At 71.7% G+C, this 24,776-nt stretch carries 18 protein-coding genes and 1 riboswitch; of the genes, 9 read left to right on the top strand and 9 right to left on the bottom strand.

Annotated features, from left to right (window positions below; translation table 11 throughout):
- Window positions 1-236 precede the first annotated feature (236 nt).
- The gene (locus AGRA3207_RS29160) at window positions 237-1,568 is read right to left on the bottom strand and encodes a hypothetical protein (RefSeq protein ID WP_231330271.1); all 1,332 of its coding nucleotides are present in this window, start codon (window positions 1,566-1,568) and stop codon (window positions 237-239) included.
- Between the two features lie 11 nt (window positions 1,569-1,579).
- Window positions 1,580-2,284, bottom strand: a complete 705-nt coding sequence (locus tag AGRA3207_RS29155) for a CHAP domain-containing protein (RefSeq protein ID WP_231330270.1) — start codon at window positions 2,282-2,284, stop codon at window positions 1,580-1,582.
- 304 nt (window positions 2,285-2,588) lie between these two features.
- On the opposite strand from AGRA3207_RS29155, the gene AGRA3207_RS29150 reads away from it, so the two are divergent.
- The 7 genes from AGRA3207_RS29150 (at window position 2,589) to AGRA3207_RS29120 (ending at window position 12,482) form a co-directional block, all read left to right on the top strand.
- Complete coding sequence (locus tag AGRA3207_RS29150; RefSeq protein ID WP_231330268.1) at window positions 2,589-4,103, top strand: LCP family protein; 1,515 nt, start codon at window positions 2,589-2,591, stop codon at window positions 4,101-4,103.
- 327 nt (window positions 4,104-4,430) lie between these two features.
- Entirely contained in the window at window positions 4,431-4,742 is a 312-nt protein-coding gene (locus tag AGRA3207_RS29145; protein WP_231330266.1) for a DUF4282 domain-containing protein, read from the top strand.
- A 102-nt stretch (window positions 4,743-4,844) separates the two neighbouring features.
- On the top strand, window positions 4,845-7,232 hold the full coding sequence (locus tag AGRA3207_RS29140) for a serine/threonine-protein kinase (protein ID WP_231330265.1): 2,388 nt from the start codon (window positions 4,845-4,847) through the stop codon (window positions 7,230-7,232).
- Entirely contained in the window at window positions 7,229-8,359 is a 1,131-nt protein-coding gene (locus tag AGRA3207_RS29135) for a response regulator receiver protein (protein ID WP_231330263.1), read from the top strand. Before AGRA3207_RS29140 ends, AGRA3207_RS29135 begins: the two co-directional genes overlap by 4 nt.
- Window positions 8,360-8,410: 51 nt before the next feature.
- Entirely contained in the window at window positions 8,411-10,330 is a 1,920-nt protein-coding gene (locus AGRA3207_RS29130) for an AAA family ATPase (protein WP_231330262.1), read from the top strand.
- A complete protein-coding gene (locus AGRA3207_RS29125; protein WP_231330260.1) occupies window positions 10,327-11,121 on the top strand; it encodes a 4Fe-4S single cluster domain-containing protein in 795 nt (264 codons plus the stop codon). Before AGRA3207_RS29130 ends, AGRA3207_RS29125 begins: the two co-directional genes overlap by 4 nt.
- Window positions 11,109-12,482: an FHA domain-containing protein gene (locus AGRA3207_RS29120; RefSeq protein ID WP_231330258.1), complete on the top strand. Its 1,374-nt coding sequence runs from the start codon at window positions 11,109-11,111 to the stop codon at window positions 12,480-12,482. Before AGRA3207_RS29125 ends, AGRA3207_RS29120 begins: the two co-directional genes overlap by 13 nt.
- A 264-nt stretch (window positions 12,483-12,746) precedes the next feature.
- Here the strand turns inward: AGRA3207_RS29120 and typA are convergent, their stop codons facing one another.
- Entirely contained in the window at window positions 12,747-14,600 is a 1,854-nt protein-coding gene (gene typA, locus AGRA3207_RS29115) for a translational GTPase TypA (RefSeq protein WP_231330257.1), read from the bottom strand.
- Between the two features lie 194 nt (window positions 14,601-14,794).
- Window positions 14,795-14,928: riboswitch (cyclic di-AMP (ydaO/yuaA leader) on the top strand.
- Window positions 14,929-14,935: 7 nt separating this feature from the next.
- On the opposite strand from typA, the gene AGRA3207_RS29110 reads away from it, so the two are divergent.
- Entirely contained in the window at window positions 14,936-15,943 is a 1,008-nt protein-coding gene (locus AGRA3207_RS29110; RefSeq protein WP_231330255.1) for a C40 family peptidase, read from the top strand.
- Window positions 15,944-15,963: 20 nt separating this feature from the next.
- Here AGRA3207_RS29110 and AGRA3207_RS29105 read toward each other — a convergent pair whose 3' ends face one another.
- Complete coding sequence (locus tag AGRA3207_RS29105; protein ID WP_231336428.1) at window positions 15,964-16,356, bottom strand: (deoxy)nucleoside triphosphate pyrophosphohydrolase; 393 nt, start codon at window positions 16,354-16,356, stop codon at window positions 15,964-15,966.
- Between the two features lie 34 nt (window positions 16,357-16,390).
- On the bottom strand, window positions 16,391-17,110 hold the full coding sequence (locus tag AGRA3207_RS29100) for a Mut7-C RNAse domain-containing protein (RefSeq protein ID WP_231336427.1): 720 nt from the start codon (window positions 17,108-17,110) through the stop codon (window positions 16,391-16,393).
- 278 nt (window positions 17,111-17,388) lie between these two features.
- Here AGRA3207_RS29100 and AGRA3207_RS29095 point away from each other — a divergent pair, with 278 nt between their 5' ends.
- Entirely contained in the window at window positions 17,389-17,808 is a 420-nt protein-coding gene (locus tag AGRA3207_RS29095; protein WP_231330253.1) for a guanyl-specific ribonuclease, read from the top strand.
- 3 nt (window positions 17,809-17,811) lie between these two features.
- Here the strand turns inward: AGRA3207_RS29095 and AGRA3207_RS29090 are convergent, their stop codons facing one another.
- From AGRA3207_RS29090 to AGRA3207_RS29075, 4 genes are read right to left on the bottom strand one after another with little or no spacing between them, the layout of a single operon-like run.
- Window positions 17,812-18,861, bottom strand: coding sequence for a C40 family peptidase (locus AGRA3207_RS29090; protein ID WP_231330252.1), 1,050 nt, complete (start codon window positions 18,859-18,861; stop codon window positions 17,812-17,814).
- On the bottom strand, window positions 18,858-19,511 hold the full coding sequence (locus AGRA3207_RS29085; protein ID WP_231330250.1) for a conjugal transfer protein: 654 nt from the start codon (window positions 19,509-19,511) through the stop codon (window positions 18,858-18,860). The genes AGRA3207_RS29090 and AGRA3207_RS29085 overlap by 4 nt, the downstream gene beginning before the upstream one ends.
- Window positions 19,511-22,147: a type IV secretion system protein gene (locus tag AGRA3207_RS39955; protein ID WP_273699957.1), complete on the bottom strand. Its 2,637-nt coding sequence runs from the start codon at window positions 22,145-22,147 to the stop codon at window positions 19,511-19,513. Before AGRA3207_RS39955 ends, AGRA3207_RS29085 begins: the two co-directional genes overlap by 1 nt.
- Window positions 22,144-24,633, bottom strand: a complete 2,490-nt coding sequence (locus AGRA3207_RS29075) for an ATP-binding protein (protein ID WP_231330248.1) — start codon at window positions 24,631-24,633, stop codon at window positions 22,144-22,146. The genes AGRA3207_RS39955 and AGRA3207_RS29075 overlap by 4 nt, the downstream gene beginning before the upstream one ends.
- Window positions 24,634-24,776 lie beyond the last annotated feature (143 nt).

Below are 24,776 nucleotides of genomic sequence, written 5' to 3'. Positions count from 1 at the left end.
GTGACCCTGACCACAGACTTTAGACCCGAAACCGCCCCCCGCACCGCCCGGCTTCCATAACCAGTCGTTATGGCCGAACGGAATCGAGACGAGCGTTCCCAGGCATGACCCGCACCCCCCGCCGACCCGCCACACGACCATCACGCAGAGTAATCACGATCATGATGGCGGCTCACCCACAAAGCCACCCCGCCTCGCCGTCCGGGCGAGACAGGGTGGTTGCTCCGCGGGTGTGATCAGTAGGCGTCGGGATAACCGACGTCGAGGTGCGCGGAGGTCAGCGACGTCCACCCGGAGCCGTTGAAGCTGTCACAGCGGACCTGGTCACCGGGCACGCCGACGCGGCGGCAGAACGACACCGTGCCGTTGGCGTTGGCGAGCCAGCCCCGGTCGGAGTCATACCCCCAGTCGCCGGCGGGCGCGTTGGCAGTCGTCCAGCCGTTCCCGGTCAGGACATGGCACACCAGCGTCTGCGAGGACGGAATCCCCGCACGCCCGCACATCGCGGGTCCGTCGCCGGTCGCCACGAACGCCCGGTTGTCGGGATAGCCGACGTCGAGGTGCGCGGAGGTCAGCGACGTCCACCCGGAGCCGTTGAAGGTGTCACAGCGGACCTGGTCACCGGGCACGCCGACGCGGCGGCAGAACGACACCGTGCCATCGGTGTTGGGCACCCATGCCCGGTCGACGGCATATCCCCAGTCGCCGGCGGGCGCGTTCACGGTCGTCCAGCCACTTCCGGTCAGGACATGGCACACCAGCGTCTGCGACGACTCGAGACCCGCACGCGCACACATCGCCGGGCCATTGGCGGTCGGCAGGAAAGCCCGGTTGTCGGGATAACCCACGTCCAGATGCGACGACGTCACCGACGTCCAACCCGAACCATTGAACGTGTCACACCGAACCTGATCCCCCGGAACCCCCACCCGCCGACAATACGACACACTCCCATCACCATTCGCCACCCACGAACGATCAGAGTCATAACCCCAATCACCCGGCGGCGCATTCGACGTGACCCACCCACCACCCGTCAACACATGACACACCAACGCCTGCGACGACGCGATACCCGCACGCGCACACATCGCCGGGCCATTGGCGGTCGGCAGGAAAACGCGGCCGTCGGGATAACCCACGTCCAGATGCGACGACGTCACCGACGTCCAACCCGAACCATTGAACGTGTCACACCGAACCTGATCCCCCGGAACCCCCACCCGCCGACAATACGACACACTCCCATCACCATTCGCCACCCACGAACGATCAGAGTCATAACCCCAATCACCCGGCGGCGCATTCGACGTGACCCACCCACCACCCGTCAACACATGACACACCAACGCCTGCGACGACGCGATACCCGCACGCGCACACATCGCCGGGCCATTACCGGTGCGCAAGTAGGCACGGTCTCCGGACTCGGTGGTCGTCTGCACGAAGAGGCTCGTCGGCGGGGCGACGCCGTTCTGGTTCCGCGCGATGACGGCATAGGTGTACGCCTGCGCGGGCGAAGCCTGGGAATCCAGATAGCCCGTCCCGGTGACGGTGGCCAGGACCACCCCGTTGCGCGTCACCTGGTAGTCGGCCGCGTTCGCTCCCAGCGCAGGCTCACGCGTGAACCGTGCTGGAGAGCGGAGATCGCGCCAGCCTGGCCGGGGAGCTGTTGTTGCGTCTCGGTGGGAGAATCCCGAACGTGGATGAACTCCGCCGAGGCGAATTTGGCGGCGGACCGCTCGATCCGCCGCCGTGAGGAGTACCCGTAGGCATCGGTGATGTAGGAGTCCTCGCTGATCTCGATGTACGCCGAGGTGACGACCTCGACATAGGCCACATGGCCGTAGCCGCCGTCCCACTGTGCGATGGAACCCACCACCGGATTGGCATCGACGGTGACACCCGCGCCGCGGGCCTTCTCGTCCCAATCGGACGCGTTGCCGATCGCTCCCGCCCAGGGTTTGGACGCGCCGTTCGCCGACAGCCGATATGCTGTGTAGCTGACACAGTTGTGCCCGGGGCCCCATGAACCCCACACGCTCTGCCCGCTGTAACCGGTGCCCGACAGGCAGCTGTAACTGCCCGACTGGCACAGGACGGTCTCTCCCCCGGCCGCCAGCGCACGGGTGGGTAAGAGCATGTCCACAGCCATGACGAAAAGGACGACGAGCAGGGTCGGCGGCATCAGCGGAACCCGGAGCCTCCCGAGCGATCCGGCCGGTAAAGGCGATGAACGTCCCAGCGCGAAGATCGAATTCGGGCTCTTTCCGGGCACGCGCATTCAGACTCCTTCGCGACGGTTTCCTTCCCTGGCCGGGACCAGCGCGACAGCCCTCGTCCGGCAATTGACAGGAAAGCACTGAATTCGACAAAGTCCAGGACTTTCATGTGGCCGAGTGTGGCCCTCCGGGAACCGTCCGGGTGCACCCCGGAGACCGTCTGGACGTCTCGCGCGGTGACCGCGGCCGATTGATTTCGGAACGCGTGTCAACACAACGGGCCCGCCGCGCATCCAACGAGAGGGGCCACACCCCCGTGCTGACCGACGACGTGCCCTCTCCAGGGCCCATCTCAGACAGGACCGGATGAGCGACAAAGACCCCAGCGGCGACGACCTCGCCGGGGACACCGCCGCCGACGAACCGGCGGGCACCTCCGCGCCGGAGGAGGTCATTCCCGACCCGGCGGAGGCGACCCCCGCTCTGGAAGAGGTCACCTCCGCGCCGGAGGCGGCGGCGCCGCGAGCCGGTCGGACCCGCCGCCGGACGATCCTGCGGCGCACCGCGATCGGCATGACGGCCGTGCTGCTCCTGGCGGGCGCGGGAGCGGTCGTGCTCTACCGCGACCTGGTCGGCGGCATCGACCAGAAGCACGTCGGCGGGCACCTCGGCGCCAACCGTCCCAAGAAGCTCAACAAGAGCCTGAACGTCCTGCTCATCGGCTCCGACACCCGCGAGGGCGACAACGCCAGGTACGGCGCCGCCGCCGGGATGTCCGGGGCGCGGTCCGACACCGCGATCCTGCTGCACCTGTCCCCCAACCGCGACCAGGCGGTCGGCGTCAGCTTCCCCCGCGACTCGATGGTGAAGATCCCCGAGTGCGAGAAGGAGAAGGGCGGCACCGTCCCCGCGCAGTTCGGGATGCTGAACGCGGCGTTCGCCTACGCGGGCCCGACCTGCACCTGGAAGACGCTGGAGTCGCTGACCGGCATTCACATCGACCACTTCGTCCAGATCGACTTCTCCGGTTTCAAGCGGATGGTGGACGCGCTCGGCGGCGTGGAGATCTGCCTCGACCGGCCCGTCGACGACCCCCGCGCGGAACTGCACCTCAAGGCGGGCAAGCAGACGGTCAAGGGGGAGGACGCCCTCGGGTACGTCCGCGCCCGCTACTCCCTCGGCAACGGCTCCGACCTTGAGCGCATCGAGCGGCAGCAGCGGTTCATGGCGGCGGTCGTCGACAAGGCCACCGGCGGCTCGATGCTCACCGACCCGGCCAAGACCTACAAGTTCCTGAAGGCGGCCACGAAGTCGATGACGACCGACGACGAGCTGGACCTGTCCACGATGCGCAGGCTCGCGGACGGCCTGAAGGGCATGAGCGCCGGGCAGGTGCGGTTCGTGACGGTTCCGGTCGAGGGGTACGCGGCCGACCCGAACCGCGTCCAGTGGGACATGGAGCGGGCCAAGCCCCTCTTCGCGGCGATCCAGCACGATGACGACCTGCCCGCCGAACCGGTCGCGCAGAAGCAGAAGCCACCTGCGCCGGCCGAGGTCAAGGTGACGGTGGTGGACGCGGGCGGCGACGCCCGGCTGGTCGAGCGGACCGTCCGGCAGCTCGGCCGCCGGGGCTTCGACGTCGCCGCGAAGGTCGAGAAGAGCCCTGCGGCGGCCGAGAGCCGCATCGTCTACGCCCCCGCCGCCGAGGCGCAGGCGTCGGCGCTGGCCCGGATCGTCCCCAATGCCCTCCTGATCCCGGACGACCGCGCCCCCAAGGACGGCGTGCGCCTCACCATCGGGACGGGCGGCGTCCGCCTCACCCCGCCCCCGCTCAAAGTCGCAGGGGGTGTCAAGGCCGGCCGGAAGAGCCCCTGCGGATAACGGTCCGCACCCCGCGGCGGCGCGCCGGTACGGCCTTGCCCACAGGCGGGCCGAGGCGCGTTCCAGGCTCTAGAGTTTTCCCGTAGGCGGCCCACCCTGGAGGCGACGGCGATGACGCACCCATCGAACCCCGGTCACCCACCGCGCCCTCCCGGGCACGGCTCCCAGGGAGACCCGTACGCACCTCCCCAGCCCGTCCCGGGCCAGCGTCCACCGAACTACCCCCCTGGCCCAGGCCCTCAGGGTGGATTCCTCGGCAGCCCCCAGAGCGGACCCCAAGGTGGACCCCAAGGTGGGCCTCAACGCGGGCCGCAGGAGTGGGCACCGGTGGAGCGGTCGGACAAGGGGCTGATCGGTGCGCTCCTCGACGCCAACTTCAATCATCTTGTGACGCCGAAGCTCGTCAAGCTCTTCTACGTTGTGGCCCTGCTGCTGATCAGCCTGCAGTGCCTGTTCGACCTCGGGCTCGGATTGTGGGTGACCACCTGGGACGACTTCTGGGCATGGGGGGTCGTCGTGCTCATCGCCACACCGCTCGTCTGCCTGTTGGAACTGCTGCTCGTCCGCATCTTCCTGGAGGCGGTGGTGGTCCGGTTCAAGACGGCCGAGCATCTGCGGGTCATCAAGGACAAGATCTAGACGGGCGGGCAGGTGGGCGAATTCGGCGGGCCGGGGGACGGCGGGACGACTCCCCCGCGCGAGACGCGGCGCGATGCCGGGGCGACGCGGCGGGATCCGCGGGTGCCCGGGCCCCGGGAGGCGCCTCCGGGCGGCGCGGGGGCCACCCGGCGGGACGGGGAGGCGGCGGGCGGGTCGCTGATGCGGTTGCCCGCGGCGCTCGCCGAGCGGTACGAGGCGGTCGCGGAGCTGCCGGTCCAGGGCGCGGAGTCCGACCTGCTCCTGGTGCGGGAGCCGGGCGGCGCGGACGAGTACGTGGTGAAGATCTTCCGCCGCGGGTACCGCGCCGACCGGGAGGTGTGGGAGAAGCTGCCCGGGCTCGACTCCCCGCACGTGCTGCGGATCCTGGAGACCGGGCACGCCGACGGCCGGGACTACGAGATCACCGCGTACGCGCCGGACGGCAACCTCCGGGCGCTGATGGCGGGGCCGCTGCCGCCGGAGACGGTCGCGGAGATCGCGGCGCAGCTCGCGGCGGGGGTGGCGGCGCTGCACCGGGCCGGCATCGTGCACCGCGATCTCAAACCGGAGAACGTGCTGGTCCTGGCCACGGCGCCGTTGCGGGTGGCCATCGCGGACTTCGGGCTGAGCAAGGTCCTGGACCAGAGCGTGGTGTTCGCGTCGTCGTCGCGGACGCTGGCCTACGCCGCCCCGGAGTCGCTGTCCGGCCAGGTGTCGCCGGCCCGTGACTGGTGGTCGCTGGGGATGATCGTCCGGGAGCTGGCGACCGGGCGGGCGCCGTTCCTCGGGCTCAGCGAGACCGTGGTGGTCGACCACCTCGCGACGCGTCCGGTGCCGGCGGACGACGTCGCCGACCCGCGGCTGCGGCTGCTGTGCCGGGGGCTGCTCGCGCGCGATCCGCGCCGCAGATGGGCCGCCGAGCAGGTCACCGAGTGGCTGGACGGAGGATCGCCGCCGGTCGCCGAGGAGACGCACGCGCCCCCCGGCACGGGGCTGCCGTTCAAGGGACGCCGCTACGCCGACCGCGCCGAGCTGGCGCGCGCGCTGGTCGAGGAGTGGGAGCATGCCGCGCTCTACTTCTTCGGACGCGGGGAGACCGGCGAGGCGTGGCGGAGCCTGCGGGAGTGGCTCTCGGACGTCCAGGACGACGGCCGGATCGAGCTCATCGACGGGTATCTGACGGCGCGCCTGCCGCCGGATGTGAAGCTGCTGCATCTGGTGCGGTGGCTGGATCCGGCGCTGCCCCCGCACTACCTGGGCCGGAGGGTGACGGCGGAGGACCTGCCGGGTCTCGCCGCGCTGGCCGCCGACCCCGGGCATCCCGACCACCGCACCGCGTGCCTGCTGGGCCGGGGCCTGTGGGAGCAGGATCTGCTGCGTGTCCTGGCGGGGTTCGAGGGCGCGGGCGAGCTTGCGCGGGTCGGTGACCAGTGGCGCGCCCACGTGGCGGCCTGGAACGACCTGGCGCGGTGGCTGCGGGGCCAGGCCGCGGGACCGCCCGGGCTGGCGGCGCGGCTGCCCGACGCGGGGACGGACGGAGCGGGAGTGCGGGTCGCGGGCCCGCCCGGTCCTGCCGACGACCCGCCTGTCGTCCTTTTCACACTGCTCGCCCTGGCGGCCCGTCCCGCGGAGACGCGCAGGTTGCTCGCGGACGCTTCGGCCAGCGCGCGCGCCGCGGTGGCCGAGCCGGTGCCGTGGTTCGCCTGGCTGGCCGACGGAGCGGGCGATGATCCGCTGCGGCATCTCGCCGTGGTCCGGGCCGCACCCGAGGCCGTCCTGGAGACCGAGTCCCGGGCCCGGGACCGTCATGCCGCCGAACGGCGGGACGAGGCGTTGCGCGCGCAGTGGGCGGAACAGGAAAGGCTGCGTCTTGCAGGACGCGGCGCGGCCATGACCCGCGCCGTCCTCTGGACGCTCCCTCTGCTCGCCCTGTGGCTGCTCGGAAGCGCCGTCGTCGATGCGCTGTTCGGAGGCGTGGACGGTCCTCGGACCACGTCGGCCGGATTCCATCTCCAGAAGTCGTCGTGGGTGTCGTTCAGCCTCCTCGCCGTTTTCTCCGTCCTCGCGTGGGCGGTGCACTGCGCCTGCGAGGTGGTGGTGGCGCGCGCGCAGGGCAAGGACTACCTGCTGTATGGGCCGTGGTCGTGGATGTCCAAGGTCCTGGGAGCGGGCGGGCGGGGCCTGTCCAAGGCGTCCCAGACGATGTCGGGGGCCGCGCAGCGCACCGGACGGCGCGGCTGCGGTGTCCTCCTCCTCGCCGGGACGGTCCCGCTACTGATCATTCTGTTGCTCCTCGGGGCCGTGACGTCCGTGGCGGCCCTGCTGTGGATCCTTCTTCTCCTCGCGGTCCCCGCCGCGCACGCGGTCGGCGCGGGACTGCGGCTGCACCGGTGGCGGGAGGACCGCGCCGCCGGACCCCCCGGCGTCCGTCCGGCAGGCCCGGCCGGACGCCCCGCACATCCGACCGATCGCCCCGGAGGGACAGCATGAGCAGCGGCGTCGAGGCCGACATCGCCCTGGACGCGGCCGTGATCCTCACCTTGGGGATGAACCGCGTCCTCGGCCGGGGCGCGGGGCTCGCCGGGCGGGGCGCGGAGGCCCTCGCGGCGCTCGCCGCGGGACGGGCCGAGGCGCGGGCCGCCGCGCTCGCCGAGGTCAGGACGCACGAGCGCGCGCTCCGCGAGGTCGTCGAGCGCAACGCGCGCATCGCCGCGCTCGCCGAGACCCGAGCACGGATCGGCGCGGACGTCCCGCTGCCCGCGCCGCTCCAGCCGGACGAGCAGTCCCCCGAGGAGCTCGCCGCCTGGTGCGCCGCGACCGATCCCGCGCTGGACGAGGCGGAGCGGCGGCTGTCGGAGCACCTGGCCGCACAGGTGACCGCGCAGGTGTTCGCCGTCCCGGACGCCGGGTTGCAGACCGACACCGGCCAGGGCGCGCCGCCCGCGCCGCGCGTCCAAGACGATGTGCGAACGACTCTGGAACGCGTCATGACCCGGCTGCTGCCCGACACCGGCGACGAGGAGCGGCGCGCGGTCGCGGAGGCCGCCCGGCTCCTCGCGGGCGCTGGCACCGCGGACGAGGCGGAGACCGTCCTGCAGGAGGTGCGGCTGCGGATCCAGGCCGCCAACCGGCGGACCGAGGAGCACCGGGAGGCCGGGCGCAGGCGCGCAGCCGAGCGGGACGCCGCCGAGCAGGCCGAGGCCGAGCGCCGCTACGTCCTCGACTCGATCACCACGGCGTTCGAGGACATGGGCTATGAGGTCCACAGCGGTTTCGAGACGCTGACGGCCGACGACGGCGCGCTCGTGCTGACCAGGGGCGGCTGGCCCGACCACAGCGTGAAGATGCGGGTCGACGACGCGGCGCACGTGCGCGCCTCGATGGTGCGCGAGCGGCCCGCCGAGAGCGAGGACGACCGGCGCGTGGACGTCGAGCGCGAGCGCGAGTGGTGCGAGGCGTTCGAGGCCGCGCGGGAGCGGCTGGCCGAGGCCGGGATCGGCTCCGAGGTGGCCTGGCGGATGGACCCCGGGGTGCGTGAGCTGCCGGTTTCGGACGGATCACGGCAGACTAGGGGACGTGCCGGGCGGCGTGAGCGTCACCGGGAGCGTGATCGATGACGGTTCGGGGGCCCGGCGGGGGCAGGGTCGGAACGGAGTGGAGCGAGCCTGATGAGCATTGATTCGCCGACCCTGGGCGGGCGGCTGCAGGGCTGGCCGCCGTTCATCCGCGAACTGGACGCGACGCTGTCGGTGCACTCCCAGTACGTCCTGTCGGGCAACCTCTACGACAGCTTCCTCGCGCCGCCGCTGGAGGGCGGCGGGCCCGCCCGGCTGCTGCCGCTGCGCGGCCTGCTGTGGGAGACGCTGCGCTCCAGCGGCGCGTCCTGCATGATCGTCTACGACCCGGTGGACGGCCTGCAGGTCTACCCCGACACCGGTGACGAGATCGCCGAGGAGGCCGAGCGGGCCGCCGACCAGCTGCTGGGCAAGCGCAAGCCGGACGAGAAGCCCTCGCTGGAGGGGCTGACGCGGCAGCTGGCCGCGGTGGCGCGCCCCGCGGAGAACATCCGCGCCGCGTTCGTGATCGACTCGGCGTCCCGGATCGCCCGGACCCCCACCGACCTGGAGCCGGCGGAGCGCGACTTCTTCCGGTTCTGCGCGAAGCTGTCGCGCAACGCCCGTCCGGTCCGGGTGGTGGGGGCGCGGCCCAAGCCGCTCTACAACCCGATCCTGTGGCTGGTGGAGCGGCCGGGCGACCTCCCGCCGTGGCTGACCGCCGACAACGAGAACGTCCGCGAGATCACCATCCCCCGCCCGCACCTCGGTGACCGGCAGGAGACCGCCCGGCTGCTGGCCCGCGCGTTCGGCGTCGGCGACGTGGGCGGCGACGACGCGGCGGCCGCGGCGTGCGACGCGTTCGCCGAGCAGGCCGACGGGCTCACCCTCCAGTCCATGATCGAGGTGACGCGGCTCGCCAAAGAGCGCAACGTCGATCTGGCCGACCTGCCCGACGCGGTCCGCACGTACAAGCTGGGCGTGCTCGACAACCCGTGGAGCCGCGGCCACCTGCGGCGGCGCGTGCTGGAGGGCGAGAAGCGCGTCCCGGAACGGGTGATCGGGCAGCCGCAGGCCGTCACCAAGACCCTGGACATCCTCAAGCGGGCGGTGCTCGGGCTGTCGGGCGCGCAGGCGACCCGGTCGGGCAGCAGGCCGCGGGGCGTGCTGTTCTTCGCCGGGCCGACCGGCACCGGCAAGACCGAGCTGGCCAAGGCGATCACCGAGCTGGTGTTCGGGGACGAGTCCGCCTACCTGCGCTTCGACATGAGCGAGTTCTCCGGCGAGGGCTCCGGCGACCGGCTGATCGGGTCGCCGCCCGGATACGTGGGGCACGAGGCGGGCGGCGAGCTGACCAACGCCGTCCGCGAGGACCCGTTCCGGGTGATGCTGTTCGACGAGATCGAGAAGGCGCACCCGCGGATCCTCGACAAGTTCCTGCAGATCCTGGAGGACGGCCGGCTCACCGACGGGCGGGGCAACACCGTCCACTTCTCCGAGTCGATCCTGATCTTCACCTCGAACCTCGGGATGTACGTCCCGGGGCGCGACCTGACGACCCGCGACGGCGCCGCCTCCTACGCCTCCGCCGCGCGTGTGCAGAACATCACGCCCGGGATGACCTACGACGAGGTCCAGCAGCGGATCAAGGGCGCCGTCGCCGAGCACTTCACCGAGGTCCTCAACCGGCCGGAGCTGCTCAACCGGTTCGGCGACAACATCGTGGTGTTCGACTTCATCTCCGACGAGGCCGCGCACAAGATCTTCGACCTGCAGTTCGCGAACATCTGCAAGCGGGTCGCCGAGGAGCACCGGCTCGTCCTCGCGGTGAAGGGCGACGCGCTCCAGACGCTCCGCGGCTGGTGCACGGACGAGCTGGACAAGGGCGGACGGGGCATCGGCATGGCCCTGGAGTCCTACTTCGTCAACCCGCTGGCGCGCGCGCTGTTCGACCGTGAGCTCGTCCCGGACGAGCGGGTCACCGTGTCCGGGATCCGCCGCGAGGGCAGCATCGTCCACCTGGAAGTCCAATGACGGACGCCGAATCCGGAAGAGACGATCCCGGGTGGGACGGTCCCGGTCGGGACGGTCCCGGGGAGAGCCTGCTCCTCGCCAAGGCCCACTATCCGGTCACGACGCTCGGCCCCGGCACGCGCGCCGGGATCTGGACGCAGGGTTGCACGCTGCACTGCCACGGCTGCCTCTCGCGTGACACGTGGGACGCCGATCCCGGCAAGGCCGTTCCGGTCAGGGCCATCCTGGGCTGGCTGGAGTCGCTGCCGGGGCCCGTCGACGGCGTGACGATCTCGGGCGGCGAGCCGTTCCAGCAGCCGTCCGCGCTGGCGGCGCTGCTGCGAGGGATATGCGCATGGCGGGACGGCCTCCAGCATGAGACGATTAGGTTGGACATATTGGTCTACAGCGGATATGTCTACTCTCGGCTCTCGCGGACCGAAGCGATGCGGGAGATCCTGAACATGTGTGACGCCGTGATCACGGGGCCGTACGTCGACCGGCTCAACCCGGGGGGGCGACACTCCGAGAGTGGCTCTCTACTCTGGAAGGGGTCGGCCAACCAGCGCGTCGTGCCGCTGTCCCCGCTGGGACGCGAACGGTACGGGGCACTGGCCGGCATCGGAGAGACTAGGCAAGACGCAGAGTCTGGAGAAGCGGCAGGGCCCCGAGTGCAGGTGTCCGTGGACGAGGGGCCGGAGGGAAGGCGGGTGTACTACATCGGGATCCCGCGAAGGGGTGACATGGATCACCTCACGTCGAGGCTCGAACGCGCCGGGGTGCGCGCGGGGGATGTGTCATGGCGACCTTGAACTGTCCTGTCTGTGACGAACCGTTCCAGCCGGGCGATCTGCTCTGCCTGAGCTGCGGGGCCAACCTGGCACGCGCCGGCAGCGCCCACCAGCACGCTCAGGGCGGCTACGGCGGCCCGCAGCAAAATGCCCCCCAGTACGGCGGACCCCAGCAGGGTGGTCCCCAGCACGGCGGCCCGCAGCACGGGGCCCCCCAATACGGCGGCGGTCCCCAGCAGGGCGCACCTCAGTACGGTGGCCCCCAGCAGGGCGGCCCCCAGCAGGGTGCCCCCCAGTACGGCGGACCCCAGCAGGGCGGCGCGCAGCACGGCGGCCCCCAGCACGGCGGCGGACCTCAGCACGGTGGCCCCCAGCACGGCGCTCCCCAGCACGGCGCCCCCCAGCACGGTCAGCAGCCGTACCAGCAGCAGCCCCAGCACGCTCCGCACGACCCGTACCAGCAGCAGGCCCCCCAGCAGCAGGCGCGCGACCCGTATCAGAACGCGCCGCAGCAGCAGGGCCCGCCCGGGCAGTCGCAGGACCCGTGGGGTGCGCCGCAGCAGCAACAGCAGCCCGACCCGTGGGGCGCCCCCATGCCCCAGCAGTCGCAGCAGCCCTCCGGCCCGCCTCAGCAGCAGGGCCCTCAGGACTACGGGCAGCCCGACTACGGACAGCAGCAGGGCCAGCACGGCGGTCAGCCGCCCGCGCAGCACCAGCAGCAGTCCCCCGATCCCTGGGCCGCCGCGCCGCAGCCGCAACAGCAGCAGCCCGACCCGTGGGGCGCGCCCCCTCAGCAGGACCAATACCAGCAGCAGAACCAGTACGGCGCCCCCCAGCCCGGTCCAGGCGACCACGACTTCGGCGCGCCGCCGGCCCACCAGCACGAGAACCGCCCGGTGATACCTCCGCCGCACGGCCGTGAGGCGACGCTGCTGCCGCCGGACCACAGCCCGTCCCGGTCACAGCCGCCGAGCGACAGCACCGCGTTCATGTGCCCGTACTGCGAGGCGGTCCTGACCAACCCGGGCGCCGCGCAGTGCGACTCGTGCCTGCGCGCGCTGCCGCAGAAGGGCACGCCGGTCCTGCGGATCCAGTTCCCCACGGGCGAGCTGAAGATCTCGGTGGGACAGCACCTCGTGCTGGGCCGCGACGCGGGCCAGTCGCCGGTGGCGGCCACGTTCACGCAGTACGACAACGTGTCGCGGCGCCACTCGACGCTCTGGCTCGACCCGTCCGGCACCGCCTGGGTCCGTGACGAGGGCTCCACCAACGGGACGTTCGTCAACGGCGAGCGACTCCCCCGCGGCGTGGAGGCGCCCCTCCGCGACGGCGACCAGCTCCGCCTCGCCGCGGACGTGACGGGGACCGTCCAGCTCAGCTGACGCGGAGCGGAGCACGAAGCGAACGATGACGGCGGCGGCCCGGGGATCTCCCCGGACCGCCGCCGTTTTCGGCCCGTCCATAAATCGCGGGCGAGAAGCGGGGGCCGCCTGTGCGGGCGGCCCCCGCTCCCTCTAGCGCTCGGTCGGCCGGGAAGGCTCGGCCGCCGCGGTCGGCCGCAGCGCTCGGTCCGCCGGAACGCTCGTCTGGCTTCTGCCGGACTCGGTCTTCTGTGGTGCCCGCCCCGAACCCGGCTAATCCGCGGGTCAGCCGGCGCGCTTGGTGCGGGCGCGGGTGCGCTCGCGCTCCTTGGCGTCCAGGACGACCTTGCGGATGCGGACGGCGGCCGGGGTGACCTCGACGCACTCGTCCTCACGGCAGAACTCCAGGGCCTCCTCCAGCGACAGCAGCCGCGGCGGGGTGAGCCGCTCCAGCTCGTCGCCGGTCGAGGACCGCATGTTCGTCAGCTTCTTCTCCTTGGTGATGTTGACGTCCATGTCGTCGGAGCGGGAGTTCTCCCCGACGATCATGCCCTCGTACACCTCGGTGGTCGGCCCGACGAAGAACGTTCCGCGCTCCTGCAGGTTCGTGATCGCGTAGGCGGTGGCGGCGCCCGCGCGGTCGGCGACGAGGGACCCCGACGGGCGGGTGCGCAGCTCGCCGAACCAGGGCTCGTAGTCCTCGAAGACGTGGTGGGCCATGCCGGTGCCGCGCGTCTCGGTCATGAACTCGGTGCGGAACCCGATCAGGCCCCGCGCCGGGACGAGGAACTCCATCCGGATCCAGCCGGTGCCGTGGTTGGTCATGTGCTCCATGCGGCCCTTGCGGACGGCCAGGAGCTGCGTGACCGCGCCCAGGTGCTCCTCGGGGATGTCGACGGTGAGCCGCTCGACCGGCTCGTGCTTCTTCCCGTCGATCTCCCGGGTGACGACCTGCGGCTTGCCGACGGTCAGCTCGTAGCCCTCGCGGCGCATGTTCTCGACGAGGATCGCCAGGGCGAGCTCGCCGCGGCCCTGTACCTCCCAGGCGTCCGGGCGCTCGGTCGGCAGGACGCGGATCGACACGTTGCCGACCAGCTCCCGGTCGATCCGGTCCTTGACCATCCGGGCGGTGACCTTCGTGCCCTTCTCGCGGCCCGCCATCGGCCCGGTGTTGGTGCCGATCGTCATCGAGATCGCGGGCTCGTCCACGGTGATCAGCGGCAGCGGGCGCGGGTCGTCCGGGTCGGCGATCGTGTCGCCGATCATGATCTCGGGGATGCCGGCGATCGCGATGATGTCCCCGGGCCCGGCCTCGTCGGCGGGCCTGCGGGTGAGCGCCTCCGTCATCAGCAGCTCGGTGATCTTCACCTTCTCGACGCTGCCGTCGTGCCGGCACCAGGCGACCTGCTGGCCCTTCTTGATCGTCCCGGCGTGCACGCGGCACAGCGCGATCCGGCCGAGGTAGCTGGAGGCGTCCAGGTTCGTGACGTGCGCCTGGAGCGGCGCGTCCGGGTCGTAGGCCGGCGCCGGGATCGTCTCGGTGATGACGCCGAAGAGGGGCTCCAGATCCTCGCTGTCGGGCATCTGCCCGTCGGCGGGCTTGTTCAGCGAGGCCCGCCCGGCGCGGCCGGAGGCGTACACGATCGGGAAGTCGATCTGGTCCTCACCGGCGTCGAGGTCCATGAACAGCTCGTACGTCTCGTCCACGACCTCGTCGATGCGGGCGTCGGGACGGTCGGTCTTGTTGACCACGAGGATCACCGGCAGCCGCGCGGCGAGGGCCTTGCGCAGGACGAACCGGGTCTGCGGCAGCGGACCTTCGCTGGCGTCCACGAGCAGCACGACGCCGTCCACCATCGACAGCCCGCGCTCGACCTCACCGCCGAAGTCGGCGTGGCCGGGGGTGTCGATGATGTTGATCGTCAGGCCGTTGTGCCGGACGGCGGTGTTCTTCGCGAGAATGGTGATGCCCTTCTCGCGCTCCAGGTCGTTGGAGTCCATGACGCGGTCGTCGACGTCCTGGTTCTCGCGGAAGGCACCGGACTGCCAGAGCATGGCGTCGACCAGCGTCGTCTTGCCGTGGTCGACATGGGCGACGATCGCGACGTTCCGGAGGTCGTCTCGCGTGGAGATGGGCATGCGGGCTCGCCTTGCGTGAGAGTTCAGGAGTCGCCGCAGACGCGCGGCAGGCCCCATTCTACTTGGCCGGGCGCCCGACCCCGCCCGAGTAGGACGTACCGCCCGTCACACGGTTTTCGGATTGGCCAACTTTGCCCATCCTTTGTACTCTCCCTCAAGATCCGGTCGTCTGGAGGCCCCGCCCCCCGGGGTCTGCGGCCGGAGCGCCGAGTCTCCCACCGCGGAGAACCGGGGACCCACCATCCCTGGGGTGAATCGACGCACGTCGTAGGGCGCCTCCTGGCCCGAACCCGTCAGCTAACCCGGTAGGCGCGCAGGGAGAGGAGAACACCGGCTTGGCACCGGATTCCCACCGGCGGCGCCGCCGCGCGCCCGCCGCCACCGCGGCCACCGTCATCCTGATCGCCCTCGGCGCCACCGCGCCGATCGCCGCGCACGCGGCGCAGCCGTTCGGGGCGCCGTCCCCGGACCCGCTGCCGACCTCGGAGAGCGGCCTCCGCAAGAGCCTCGGCGAACTCAACGTCGAGGCCGAGAAGCTCACCGAGAAGTACAACAAGACCCGCGTCGACCTGGGCAGGGCCCGCAAGGACGAGCAGGCCGCCGCAGAGGCCGCCGCCGCCCTGGAGGCCCAGGCCGCCCCCGCCCGCGAGCGCCTCGGACGGCTGGCCGCAGCGAACTACATGAGCGGCGGGCCCGACGCGATCTTCGGGACGGGCGGCTCCACCGACGGCCTGTCCGACCGGGCCTACCTTGCCCAGAATCAGGCCACGGCCGTCGCGGCCCTGCGCAAGCAGATCGACCAGGCCTACCAGGCAAGACGCGCCGCCGAGGCCAAGACCGCGCAGGTCCGCCAGGCCGCCGCCCAGGCCGAGGCCGCCCGCCGCGCCGCCAAGGCCAAGGTGACGGAAGTCACCAAACGGCTCGACAAACTGACCACCACCCACATCAAGGACCCCCGCACCGGCCTTTCGGCGACGATCAAGGGTTCCGGCCTCCCCGCCAAGATGGCCCGCAAGGCGCTCACCAAGCTCGGCTCCCCCTACGTGTGGGCCGCCGCCGGGCCCGGCACCTTCGACTGTTCCGGCCTCGTCGTCTGGGCATACGCCCAGGTCGGCAAGCCGGGCCTCCCCCATTACACCGGCGACCTGCTCGCCCTCGGCCACCGCGTCTCCCGCGGCTCCCTGCGCTCCGGCGACCTGGTGTACTTCGGCAGCAGCGTCCACCACATGGGCATCTACCTGGGCGGAGGCAAGTTCCTGCACGCCCCGCAGACCGGCGATGTGGTGAAGATCTCCAACCTCTCCGACCGCTCCGACTTCGCCGGCGCCAACCGCATCGGTTGATCCCGGCCGCCTGGGTCGGGTCAGGGGTGCCAGGGATGGGAGTGGGCCAGTTCTTCTATGACGGGACGGTCCCCGGGGAGCCAGTCGACGTCGTAGAGCTCGGCGGGGGTGAGCCAGCGTAGTTCGAGGTGCTCCAGGGCGCGTGGCTTGCCCTGGATTATCTCGGCCGTCCACACCCTGAGGAGACTGCGTTCGCTCAGGCGCCAGTCGCCGCCGATGCGGCGGCCCAGGCGGACCTTGATGGCGAGTTCCTCGTGGCACTCGCGGACGAGGGCGTCCTCGTCCGACTCGCCCGGGTCCACCTTGCCGCCGGGCAGCTCCCATCCGCCGGCCATGTGCGGCGGCTCCGCGCGCTGGGCGCTGAGCAGCCGTCCGTCCGAAATGATCGCGGCACCCACCACGACGAGGTCGATCGTCACCAGCTCCTTGGGTTTCCTTCCGCAACGTTCACTCTGAGACGGTGGCGCGGGCCGGGCCGGTTCCGTTCACGACGCGTGTCGCGTCCCGGACGATCGCCTCCAGGTGGCCGCCGTGCGCGCCGCGCCAGTAGACCCGCCCGCACTCGGCGCACCGGCCGTAGACGTCGTAGCTGCGGCGGGTGCCCGCCTCCAGGTCCCGCTCGATGTCGCGTTTGTCCACCTGGACGAGGGGGCCATTGCAGGCGGTGCAGCGCGTCCAGGGCGCCAGGGCGGGCGCGAACCGCTCCAGGAGGTCGCGGAGCTGGTCGTCGGGGCGCGAGCCGCGGACGTACGCGCCGAACCACAGGGCGCGGCGGCGGAGCAGGCCGCGGTCCTGGGTGAGGAGCACGCGCCGCTCCGCGTTGGCCTGGACGACCAGCGCCGGGTCGTCCATGTCGTTGTGGTAGGCGGTGTCGAGGCCGAGGAGGCGCATGCGCCGGGCCAGCGTGCCCAGGTGGACGTCCAAGAGGAAGCGGGGTGCGGCCTGCCCGGGCTCCAGCGGGACGGGCTGCGGACGCGGCACCGCCTCCACAAGAACCTCGTCCCCGGCCGCGGGACGGGACGCCGGCTCGACCCGCTCGCCGCGGATCGTCATCGGGCCGGCCTCGGGCAGCGGCACGCCGAGCGACTCCACGAGGTGCCCCAGGGTCGAGGTCCCGTCGTAGGTCACCCGGCGCGCGGGCTCGCGCCGGGCGGCGGGCAGGAACATCAGCAGGTCGTCGGCGATCCGGATGTGTATCTCGGGCTCCACGCCGCCAGCATGACACGGGACCCGCCCGATCCCCTCCGGATTATGCGGCCGGGCGTCCCGCCGAGGCGGCCAGGGAGCCCAGCAGGGCCGGGACGTCCTGCCCGCCGAGCGGCACCGCGCGGAGCACGTCGGACGTGGTGAACCCCGCTGACCGTCCGGTGACACTGTCGGCAAGTTCCCCTGAATTGCCGGATCGGGCAGTGACGGGCGGGGGGTCCGCGGGCGACACTCACCCTATGAGCTCCCCCCGCTACCGCATGTTCGTGATCGCGCCGCTGCTCGCCGCCGGGCTCCTCGGCCCGGCTTCCGCCCCCGCCTCGGCCGCCCCCGCCGCCGTCTCCGTGACCGGCGTCCACGCGCAGGCGATCCCCCCGATCTGCGAGACACGGCTCCCCGAGCAGGCCGGCGACACCATCGCCCTGATCGACAAGGGCGGACCCTATCCGTACCCGCAGGACGGCTCGGTGTTCCAGAACCGGGAAGGCCACCTGCCCGCGAAGCCCCGCGGCTTCTACCACGAGTACACGGTGAAGACCCCCGGCAGCCCGGACCGCGGCGCGCGCCGCATCATCACGTCCGGCGATGAGGGCCACGATGGGATGTACTGGACATCCGATCACTACCGCACGTTCTACGACATCGACTTCGGCTGCTGAGCGCTACTGGGCCGCCAGCTCCGAAAGCTTCTTCTGGAGGTCCTTGCGGGCCAGCGGACGCGTCGTCCCCACCCAGTCGGAGCGCTTGTAGGGCTTCACCCCGATGTTGGGCACGCACGTCGAGCAGCTCGCCACCACCATCTTCCCGCCGCCAATCACCATGCCGACGTGCCCGGGGTTGTTGGACGAGGTGCCGGGTCCGGAGTTGAAGAACACCAGGTCGCCGGGCTGCTCCTTCCCCTTGGCGATCTTCACGCCGAACGGCCACTGCTCGAACGTCGTCCGGGGGATCGCCACCCCGGCGGACCGGTAGGCCGCCTGGAGCAGGCTGGAGCAGTCCCACGCGTCCGGGCCGGTCGCGCCGAAGATGTACCGCTTGCCGCGCTGCGCCATCGCGAACGCGATGATCCTCTGGACGAGCTCGCCGGCGTTCGCGGGGAGGTCGTTGTCCTGGCACTCGACGCCGTTGGACTGGACGACCTCGAAGTCGCCGCCGACATACTTCTTCGCCCAGTCCAGGACGAGGTTCACGTAGTCCCACGAATGGTTGTACATGAAGATCGCGGTACGCATCCGCTGCGGTGCGCCGTTGTGCTTGAGGTAGGCGGCGGCGGTGGGGATGGCGTCGGCGGGGTCGTAGCGGTCCTTGCGCCCGTCCTTGTCGCCGTCCACAGCGAACGCCTTGAAGGTGGGCGCAAGGAACTGCATGGGCCCGCCGGCGCCCGCGTAGTTCTCGCCGCTCTTGACGCCCGGGAGGTTGGACGTGCCGTGCCCGGTCTCGACCTTCCCGATGCCCGCGAGGACGTTCCACGGGATGCCGTACTGGCCGCCCGCCTTCTTGTAGAAGCCCAGGTAGTCGGCGGGGATCGCCCTGGCGTCCGTCGCCGCGGCGGGTTGCGCGTTCGCCTGGGAGACGTCCACGCAGCCGCCGCCCACGCCGCCGCCGAACATGAACTGGCTCGCGCCGAACAGCACGGGCACGAAGATCATCGCTATGAAGACCGCCGTGGCGACGCCGAGGGCCGCCACCGCCATGAGCCGCCGGGGGGTCATCCCCGATCACCCGTGTCGCCCGCCTGGCCCGCCTCGGCGGGCTGGAAGGAGTAGACCTTCAGGGATCCCCCGTCCCGCGCGACCGTCACGGCGTACTGCTTGCTGTCCGCGCCGTCCTTGCCCGCCCTGGTGATCTGCTGCTTCCCGGTCACCAGGAAGATGATCGAGTTGTCCTCGATGTCGCGGACCCGGTCCAGCGTCGAGGACCCCACCGCGACGACCTGCTGCTGCCGGCGCTCGTCCAGGATGCCGGGCGCCGCCGCGCCCCGTGCGAGCTCGCCGCGCAGCTCGTCGGTGACGAGTCCCGACAGCCGCCCGATGTACGCCTGCGGATTCTCGTCGAAGCGGTACGTCCCGTACGCGGCGACGAATCGCTGCGCCAGGTCCGCCGCCGTCGCGAACTCCTGCCGGGAGAACGGCAGCAGCCGGTACACGTCGAAGTCGCCCGGGTTCACGGCGCTGTGGATGCCCGCGGGGGGCGACGCCGGGCCGGTCGGACCCGCGGTGGCCGAGACGGCGGCGCTCGGACGGTCCGAGGGATCGTCCTGCTCGTCGCCGGGAGAGGCGACCGTCAGGTACACGCCGACGAGCGCCAGCGCCACCACAAGCCCGGCGAACAGGACCTTGCGCTGCCGGTCGTTCAGGTTCATCACTCGTCCCGATCCGCCTCACCGGACGGGCCTTCCACCGGACGGAGCCAGAACGGGATCGGCGGTCCCTCTCCGGACCCGCGCTTCCCGCCCCACAGCGGCGGGGGCTGCTGCCGCCCGCCCGGCCCGGGTGCCGCGGACGGGCCCTGCCCGCCACCGGAGCCACCGGCGCCGCCGCGCGGCTTGGGGACGTTGGACGCCGGGTCGGCCGCAGGTGCGCCGCCACCGGAACCACCACCGGATCCCCCTGCGGAACCGCCGGAACCTCCTGAGCCGCCGGAGGACGAACCGCCGCCGGAGAACCAGCCGCCGCCGGAGCCCGAGTCACCGCCGGATCCACCTCCGGCCCGCCCGCGCCCTCGCTCGGCGGAACCGGACGAACGTCCGACACCACCGAACCAGCCGCCACCGCCTCCCGAGTCGCCACCGGCCCCGCTCCCGCCGCCATTGCCTCCGCTCGAACCTCCGGATCCACCGGATCCACCGGATCCACCAGAACCGCCCGAGCGGCCGTTGGAGCCCTTACCGCCCGAGCCGCCTCCGGATCCGGCGGTCACGTCGGAGCCTCCGCCGCGTCCTGTCCAGGACGTGGGACGGACGGTGCCCTTGCCCGAGCCCGCACCCGACGACGATTTCCCGCCGCCCGCACCGGCCGCAGCCGCACCACCCGCACCGGCACCACCGCCCGCGCGCGCGCCTGCGACGCCAGCACCCGCGACGCCCGCGGGACGCGCGGCGGAGGTGCCGTTCGCGTCGGCGTGCGTGTCGCTGAGGGAACCCGCGCGGGACGGAAGGTTCAACGGAGGCGCACCGCGCCGTGAACGCCCCTGCGCGGCCGCGGCGCCCGCCGTCCGCGGCTTGGCCGCGAGGACCGGCGCCTCCCCGGGCGAGGGCCCGTCCCCCGCCCCGGCCACGGCGACACCGGCCCGCCGGTCGGCGGTCACACCGGCGCCCGCGGGCACGTCGGACTGCGCGCCCGCGGCACCGGCCTCGGACGTCGCCTCGCGCTTGGCCCAGCGGCCGAGCCGGTACCCCGCCGCGCCGGGCACCACGGCGCCCGCCACCGCGGTCGTGCTGCGGCGCGCCTCGGCGACCGACTTGTCGAGCTGCGTCTCGCTCTTCTCGCGCGCCCCGACCGCCGAGTAACCGACGGCGGAGAACAGGTGCTGGAACGGCTTGCGGTAGATGAACGCCGCGAACGTCACCAGCGCGATGAGCAGGATCTGCAGGCCCCAGGGCAGCGTCTCGCCGAGGATCAGCCCGTACGCCCACAACAGCAGCGACAGCACCCCGATGAGCGCCGCCTGTTTCAGCAGCATCGACAGCAGCAGTTCCAGCCACCGGACGGCGATCACCCGTCCGATGCCCGGATGGATCCCGATGCCGAGGAAGATCGGCCCGGCGACCAGCAGCAGCAGGAACGCGATCTTCACGACGATCAGCGCGATCGCGATCACCATGATCAGCAGCCCGGCGACCAGCGCGGCGAACAGCCCGCCGAACGCGACCGCGAGCCGGTTCTGCCAGTTCTTGCCCTGGAAGAGCGAATAGCTCCCCGGATGGTTCTCCTTGATGTCCTTCGTGACGTCCTTGTAGGCGTCCGACTTCTTGCCGAGATCGACCTTCTGCCCGCCGTACGTCTCCGGCATGTCCACGGCCTGCGACCACAGCAGCTTGTCCGCGTTGTCCTTGACGATCTTGGCGTTGGGGTCGGTCGTCCCGAACTCGCCCTGCAGCCACGGCTTGCAGACCAGCGCCACCCACAGCCCGTTCGCGTTGCGCGTCGTCGCGTCCAGGTTCGCCGACGCCGCCGGATCCTGCTTCCCGGCGGGCGGCGGGACGCAGGTGCCGCCCTTGGTGTCGCTCTGCGGCAACGCCGCGTTGAACGCCGCGCTCGTCGCCTCCGACACCTTCGTCCCGAGCGTGGTGAAGTCCGCGGGCCGCGCGACCAGCCAGATCAGCGCGACCATCGCCGCGACCATCCAGATCACGCCCTCGGTGACCTTGCTCGCCCGCCTCCGGACGAGCCCCCACCAGGCGAGCCACATCGCCCCGAGGATGACCACCCACGACCAGTACCGCGCGTTGAACGTCTTGCCCATGCCGCTGATGACGCCGTCGACGGTGTCCTTCAGCCAGCCCAGCAGCGACTCCGACGCCGCCGCCTGGTAGACGCTGATCGTCGTCCGGTCGATCGCCCGCACGAGGGTGAACGTGGTGTTGGCGAGGGCGTTGCCCATCATCGCCATCGCGTCCGAGCAGCCCATGTCGACCGCGTACCAGTTCTGCCCGGCCGTCCCGTACCGGTCGTAGTACGTCAGCTGCTCGACCGGCGCCTTCCTCAGCTTCTCGCTGGGATAGTCGGGCGGCTTGATGAGCCCGTCCGTCCCCGACCCGTACTGCTCCGGGGATGGAGTGTCCGCCGGACGGCACGGATCCGACCCGAACGGCCCGGCACCCGCCATCGGCGACAGGCCGACCATGAACAGGGTCACGACCATGACGAACAGGACGGAACGGCGGCGGTTCCGGCGGGTGCCGCGGGCACGGCGGCGGGCGCCGGGACGGCTGGTGAGATCGAGCCCTTCACCGGGTGAGCGCTGCAGGCGCGCCATCCGGTCGCGGGGACTCCTCATCGACGGACCTCCTCGACCTCGGCCCCCGCGGTGGTGAGTTCGGACGGACCCGGATGGGGCCGGGTCGGGTTGGTGTCCAGCCAACGCTGCAGTTCCTCGGAGATCAGGTCGACGCCGATCCGTCCCGCCCGGCCGTCGAGGTCACGGAAGATGCATTCGCCGTTGCCGAGGTTGCGCAGCACGGCCTTGTGCTCGTCGGACGCCTCGACCCCCAGGAGCGACATGACGTTGCCGACCTCGACGCGTTCGGTGGAGCGGAAGCAGAAAACCGACGACAGGCAGTTGGTCACCTGCTCATTCAAGAGGTCACCCGCGTTCTGCGAGACCAGGATCAACGCAGTGTTGCGGGATCGCCCCATGCGCGACACTTCCGGCACCAGCTTGGCGCCTTCCGGTGTCGATGTGATGGCCCACGCCTCGTCCAGGAAGATGGCCTTGGGGAGCCGCCTGTCGAGACCGTGCATGAGCCTCCGCGCGAATTGCGACACCAGGTACATCAGCGCGACGGAGAGCCGCTGCTCGTAGGAGTAGTCCTCGCGGGAGATCGCGACGTCCGGCAGCGTCAGGCCGCCGAGCGTGAACACGGTCGTCCAGCCCGCGCTGTCGATGCGCTCGCCGCCGGACGGGTCGAAGCACAGCCGCGCGAGCCGCATCTCCGACATCGACCGCAGCACCGCGCCGAGGTTCTTGGACGCCGGGTCGGCGGCGGCCTCCAGGTAGTCGACGACCCGCCCGAGGGACGGCCGGTCGGCGTTCGCGACCGCGCCGACCGCCTGGATCATCGCGGACTCGCGCTCCTCCGACATCCTCGGCAGCAGCAGCCGCAGCGTCTCGGTGGCCATCGTCTTCTTGGCCGCGAGGTCGTCGCCGAACGAGAACGGGTCCAGCAGGCCGGGCGCCGCCGATCCGAGCGGCAGGGTGCGCGCCTTGCGTCCCCGCGCCTTCAGCAGCTCCACCAGCGACTCGGCGTCGCCCTTGGGGTCGATCGCGGCGACCGTGACCCCCCGCAGCGCCATCTGGTAGATCAGCAGCAGCGCGAGCGTCGTCTTGCCCCCGCCCGGCTCCCCCGTGACGGCCACCGCCGTCGGGCGGTTGCGCGCCGCGGCGACCAGGGGGTCGAAGTGGACGATGGACCGGGCCCGCCCCAGCGTCTCGCCGATGTAGGGGCCGATCCACCCCTCGGCGTTCTCGTCGGGACGGTCGCCGAGGTCGACGGTCGCGACGGGCATCCCGCCGGCGATCGTGCGGAGCGGCTGCCGCTGCGCGTACGCGTTCAGCCGGATCCGGTCGCCGGGCAGGGACTCCAGGAACAGCGAGAACTGGTCGCCGGTCGAGTTGACCACGTCGATGCCGATGTCGCGGTAGTGCTCCACCACCGCGTCCACCCGCTGGGCCAGCAACTGCTCCGTCGCCGCGGACACGATCAGCCGGTGCCACCCGTACACGAAGGGCAGCCGTTCCTTGGTGATGCCGTGCTCCAGCATCCGCGCCGCGTCGATCTGCTCCGCGAGCGCGATCGGCGCCTCCGCGCCCGCCTCCCGGATGTGCTGGTCCATGTCCCGCGCGTGCGCCAGTTTCCGCGAGACGTCCTTGGACGCCTTGGCGGGCGGGATCAGCTTCATCCGCGCGCTGATCTCCACCGGGAACGGGAGCGCGTCGGCGTAGTGGAACCACGGCTCGCCGTCGGGGAACGGCATGACGTCGGGGAACCGCGCGAACGACAGGTACGCCACGTAGGACGCGGCCGTCGCGCCGCCACCGGCCCCCGTGAAGTTCGGCTGCTCCACCCGCAGGTACGAGCGCCCGTTGTGGATGGCGCCCTCCACCAGCGACTCGATCTCGCCCTTGCCCCACGTCCGGCGCGGCACCGCGGACGGCGGCGGGTCGGCCAGCGAGCCCGTCACGGCGTGCTGGAACAACCACGCCACCTCGGTCGAGGTGGCGTGCCGGGCGTAGAGGGCCGACGCCCCTAGGGCGCGGCCGATCCGCTCGGCCTGCTCCGTCCAGCGGCCGATCTCCTTCTTGTCGACCGCGTCGTCGTTCACGCCGAGGACGCTCTCGCTGCGCTTGTAGAACCCGAGCAACTGGGCCAGGACCCCGCCGGACAGGTGCGCGCCCATTCCCCGCGGCCCGAGCCGGACGCCCAGGTAGACCTCCTTGGTCCAGAAGTCCTTGGCCCACACGTGCGCGTAGGTCTCCTCCAGGTACTCCCGCCACCCTGATCCGGCGTCGGACGTCCGGTCCAGCGCCAGCGCCCACTCCGCCGCCGGATACGTCCGGTGCGCGATCCTGAGGTGCACCTCCGCGTCCTGCATGCGGATGCCCGCGAGCGCGATGGTGATGTTGGTGGCGAGCGCCTCGCGCTCCTCACCGGTGGTGAACTCGTACGACACCGTTGGCAGACGGAAGTACGCCCAGGCCGCGTTGTCGGTGAGCAGCACGCGGTCGTCGAAGTACCGCACCGCCAGCCGGCTGGACTTGCTCATGCCGTCCTCCCGACCACTGATTGTCCCGGTGCGCGCCGGCCGGTGAAGGGTTGGCCGGGAAAGTGTTTGCCTTCCGGACGGTCAGCAACATCAGGCGTGCCGGCCAGGCCCGGCCGCGCCGTGCCGCTCCGCTCCGCTCGATG

Origin of the sequence: Actinomadura graeca, assembly GCF_019175365.1 — a bacterium.
In the GTDB taxonomy this organism is placed as follows: Bacteria; Actinomycetota; Actinomycetes; order Streptosporangiales; family Streptosporangiaceae; genus Spirillospora; species Spirillospora graeca.
This window is presented reverse-complemented; position numbering and strand designations above follow the sequence as displayed.

What these genes read in the sequence shown, in the direction of transcription:
- AGRA3207_RS29100 (WP_231336427.1), bottom strand. Translation starts at nt 17,110, where the DNA reads ATGTTCCTGCCCGCCGCCCGGCGCGAGCCCGCGCGCCGGGTGACCTAC.
- AGRA3207_RS29150 (WP_231330268.1), top strand. Translation starts at nt 2,589, where the DNA reads ATGAGCGACAAAGACCCCAGCGGCGACGACCTCGCCGGGGACACCGCC.
- AGRA3207_RS29090 (WP_231330252.1), bottom strand. Translation starts at nt 18,861, where the DNA reads ATGACCCCCCGGCGGCTCATGGCGGTGGCGGCCCTCGGCGTCGCCACG.
- AGRA3207_RS29155 (WP_231330270.1), bottom strand. Translation starts at nt 2,284, where the DNA reads ATGCGCGTGCCCGGAAAGAGCCCGAATTCGATCTTCGCGCTGGGACGT.
- AGRA3207_RS29075 (WP_231330248.1), bottom strand. Translation starts at nt 24,633, where the DNA reads ATGAGCAAGTCCAGCCGGCTGGCGGTGCGGTACTTCGACGACCGCGTG.
- AGRA3207_RS29095 (WP_231330253.1), top strand. Translation starts at nt 17,389, where the DNA reads ATGAGCTCCCCCCGCTACCGCATGTTCGTGATCGCGCCGCTGCTCGCC.
- AGRA3207_RS29135 (WP_231330263.1), top strand. Translation starts at nt 7,229, where the DNA reads ATGAGCAGCGGCGTCGAGGCCGACATCGCCCTGGACGCGGCCGTGATC.
- AGRA3207_RS29120 (WP_231330258.1), top strand. Translation starts at nt 11,109, where the DNA reads ATGGCGACCTTGAACTGTCCTGTCTGTGACGAACCGTTCCAGCCGGGC.
- AGRA3207_RS29085 (WP_231330250.1), bottom strand. Translation starts at nt 19,511, where the DNA reads ATGAACCTGAACGACCGGCAGCGCAAGGTCCTGTTCGCCGGGCTTGTG.
- AGRA3207_RS29125 (WP_231330260.1), top strand. Translation starts at nt 10,327, where the DNA reads ATGACGGACGCCGAATCCGGAAGAGACGATCCCGGGTGGGACGGTCCC.
- AGRA3207_RS29130 (WP_231330262.1), top strand. Translation starts at nt 8,411, where the DNA reads ATGAGCATTGATTCGCCGACCCTGGGCGGGCGGCTGCAGGGCTGGCCG.
- typA (WP_231330257.1), bottom strand. Translation starts at nt 14,600, where the DNA reads ATGCCCATCTCCACGCGAGACGACCTCCGGAACGTCGCGATCGTCGCC.
- AGRA3207_RS39955 (WP_273699957.1), bottom strand. Translation starts at nt 22,147, where the DNA reads ATGAGGAGTCCCCGCGACCGGATGGCGCGCCTGCAGCGCTCACCCGGT.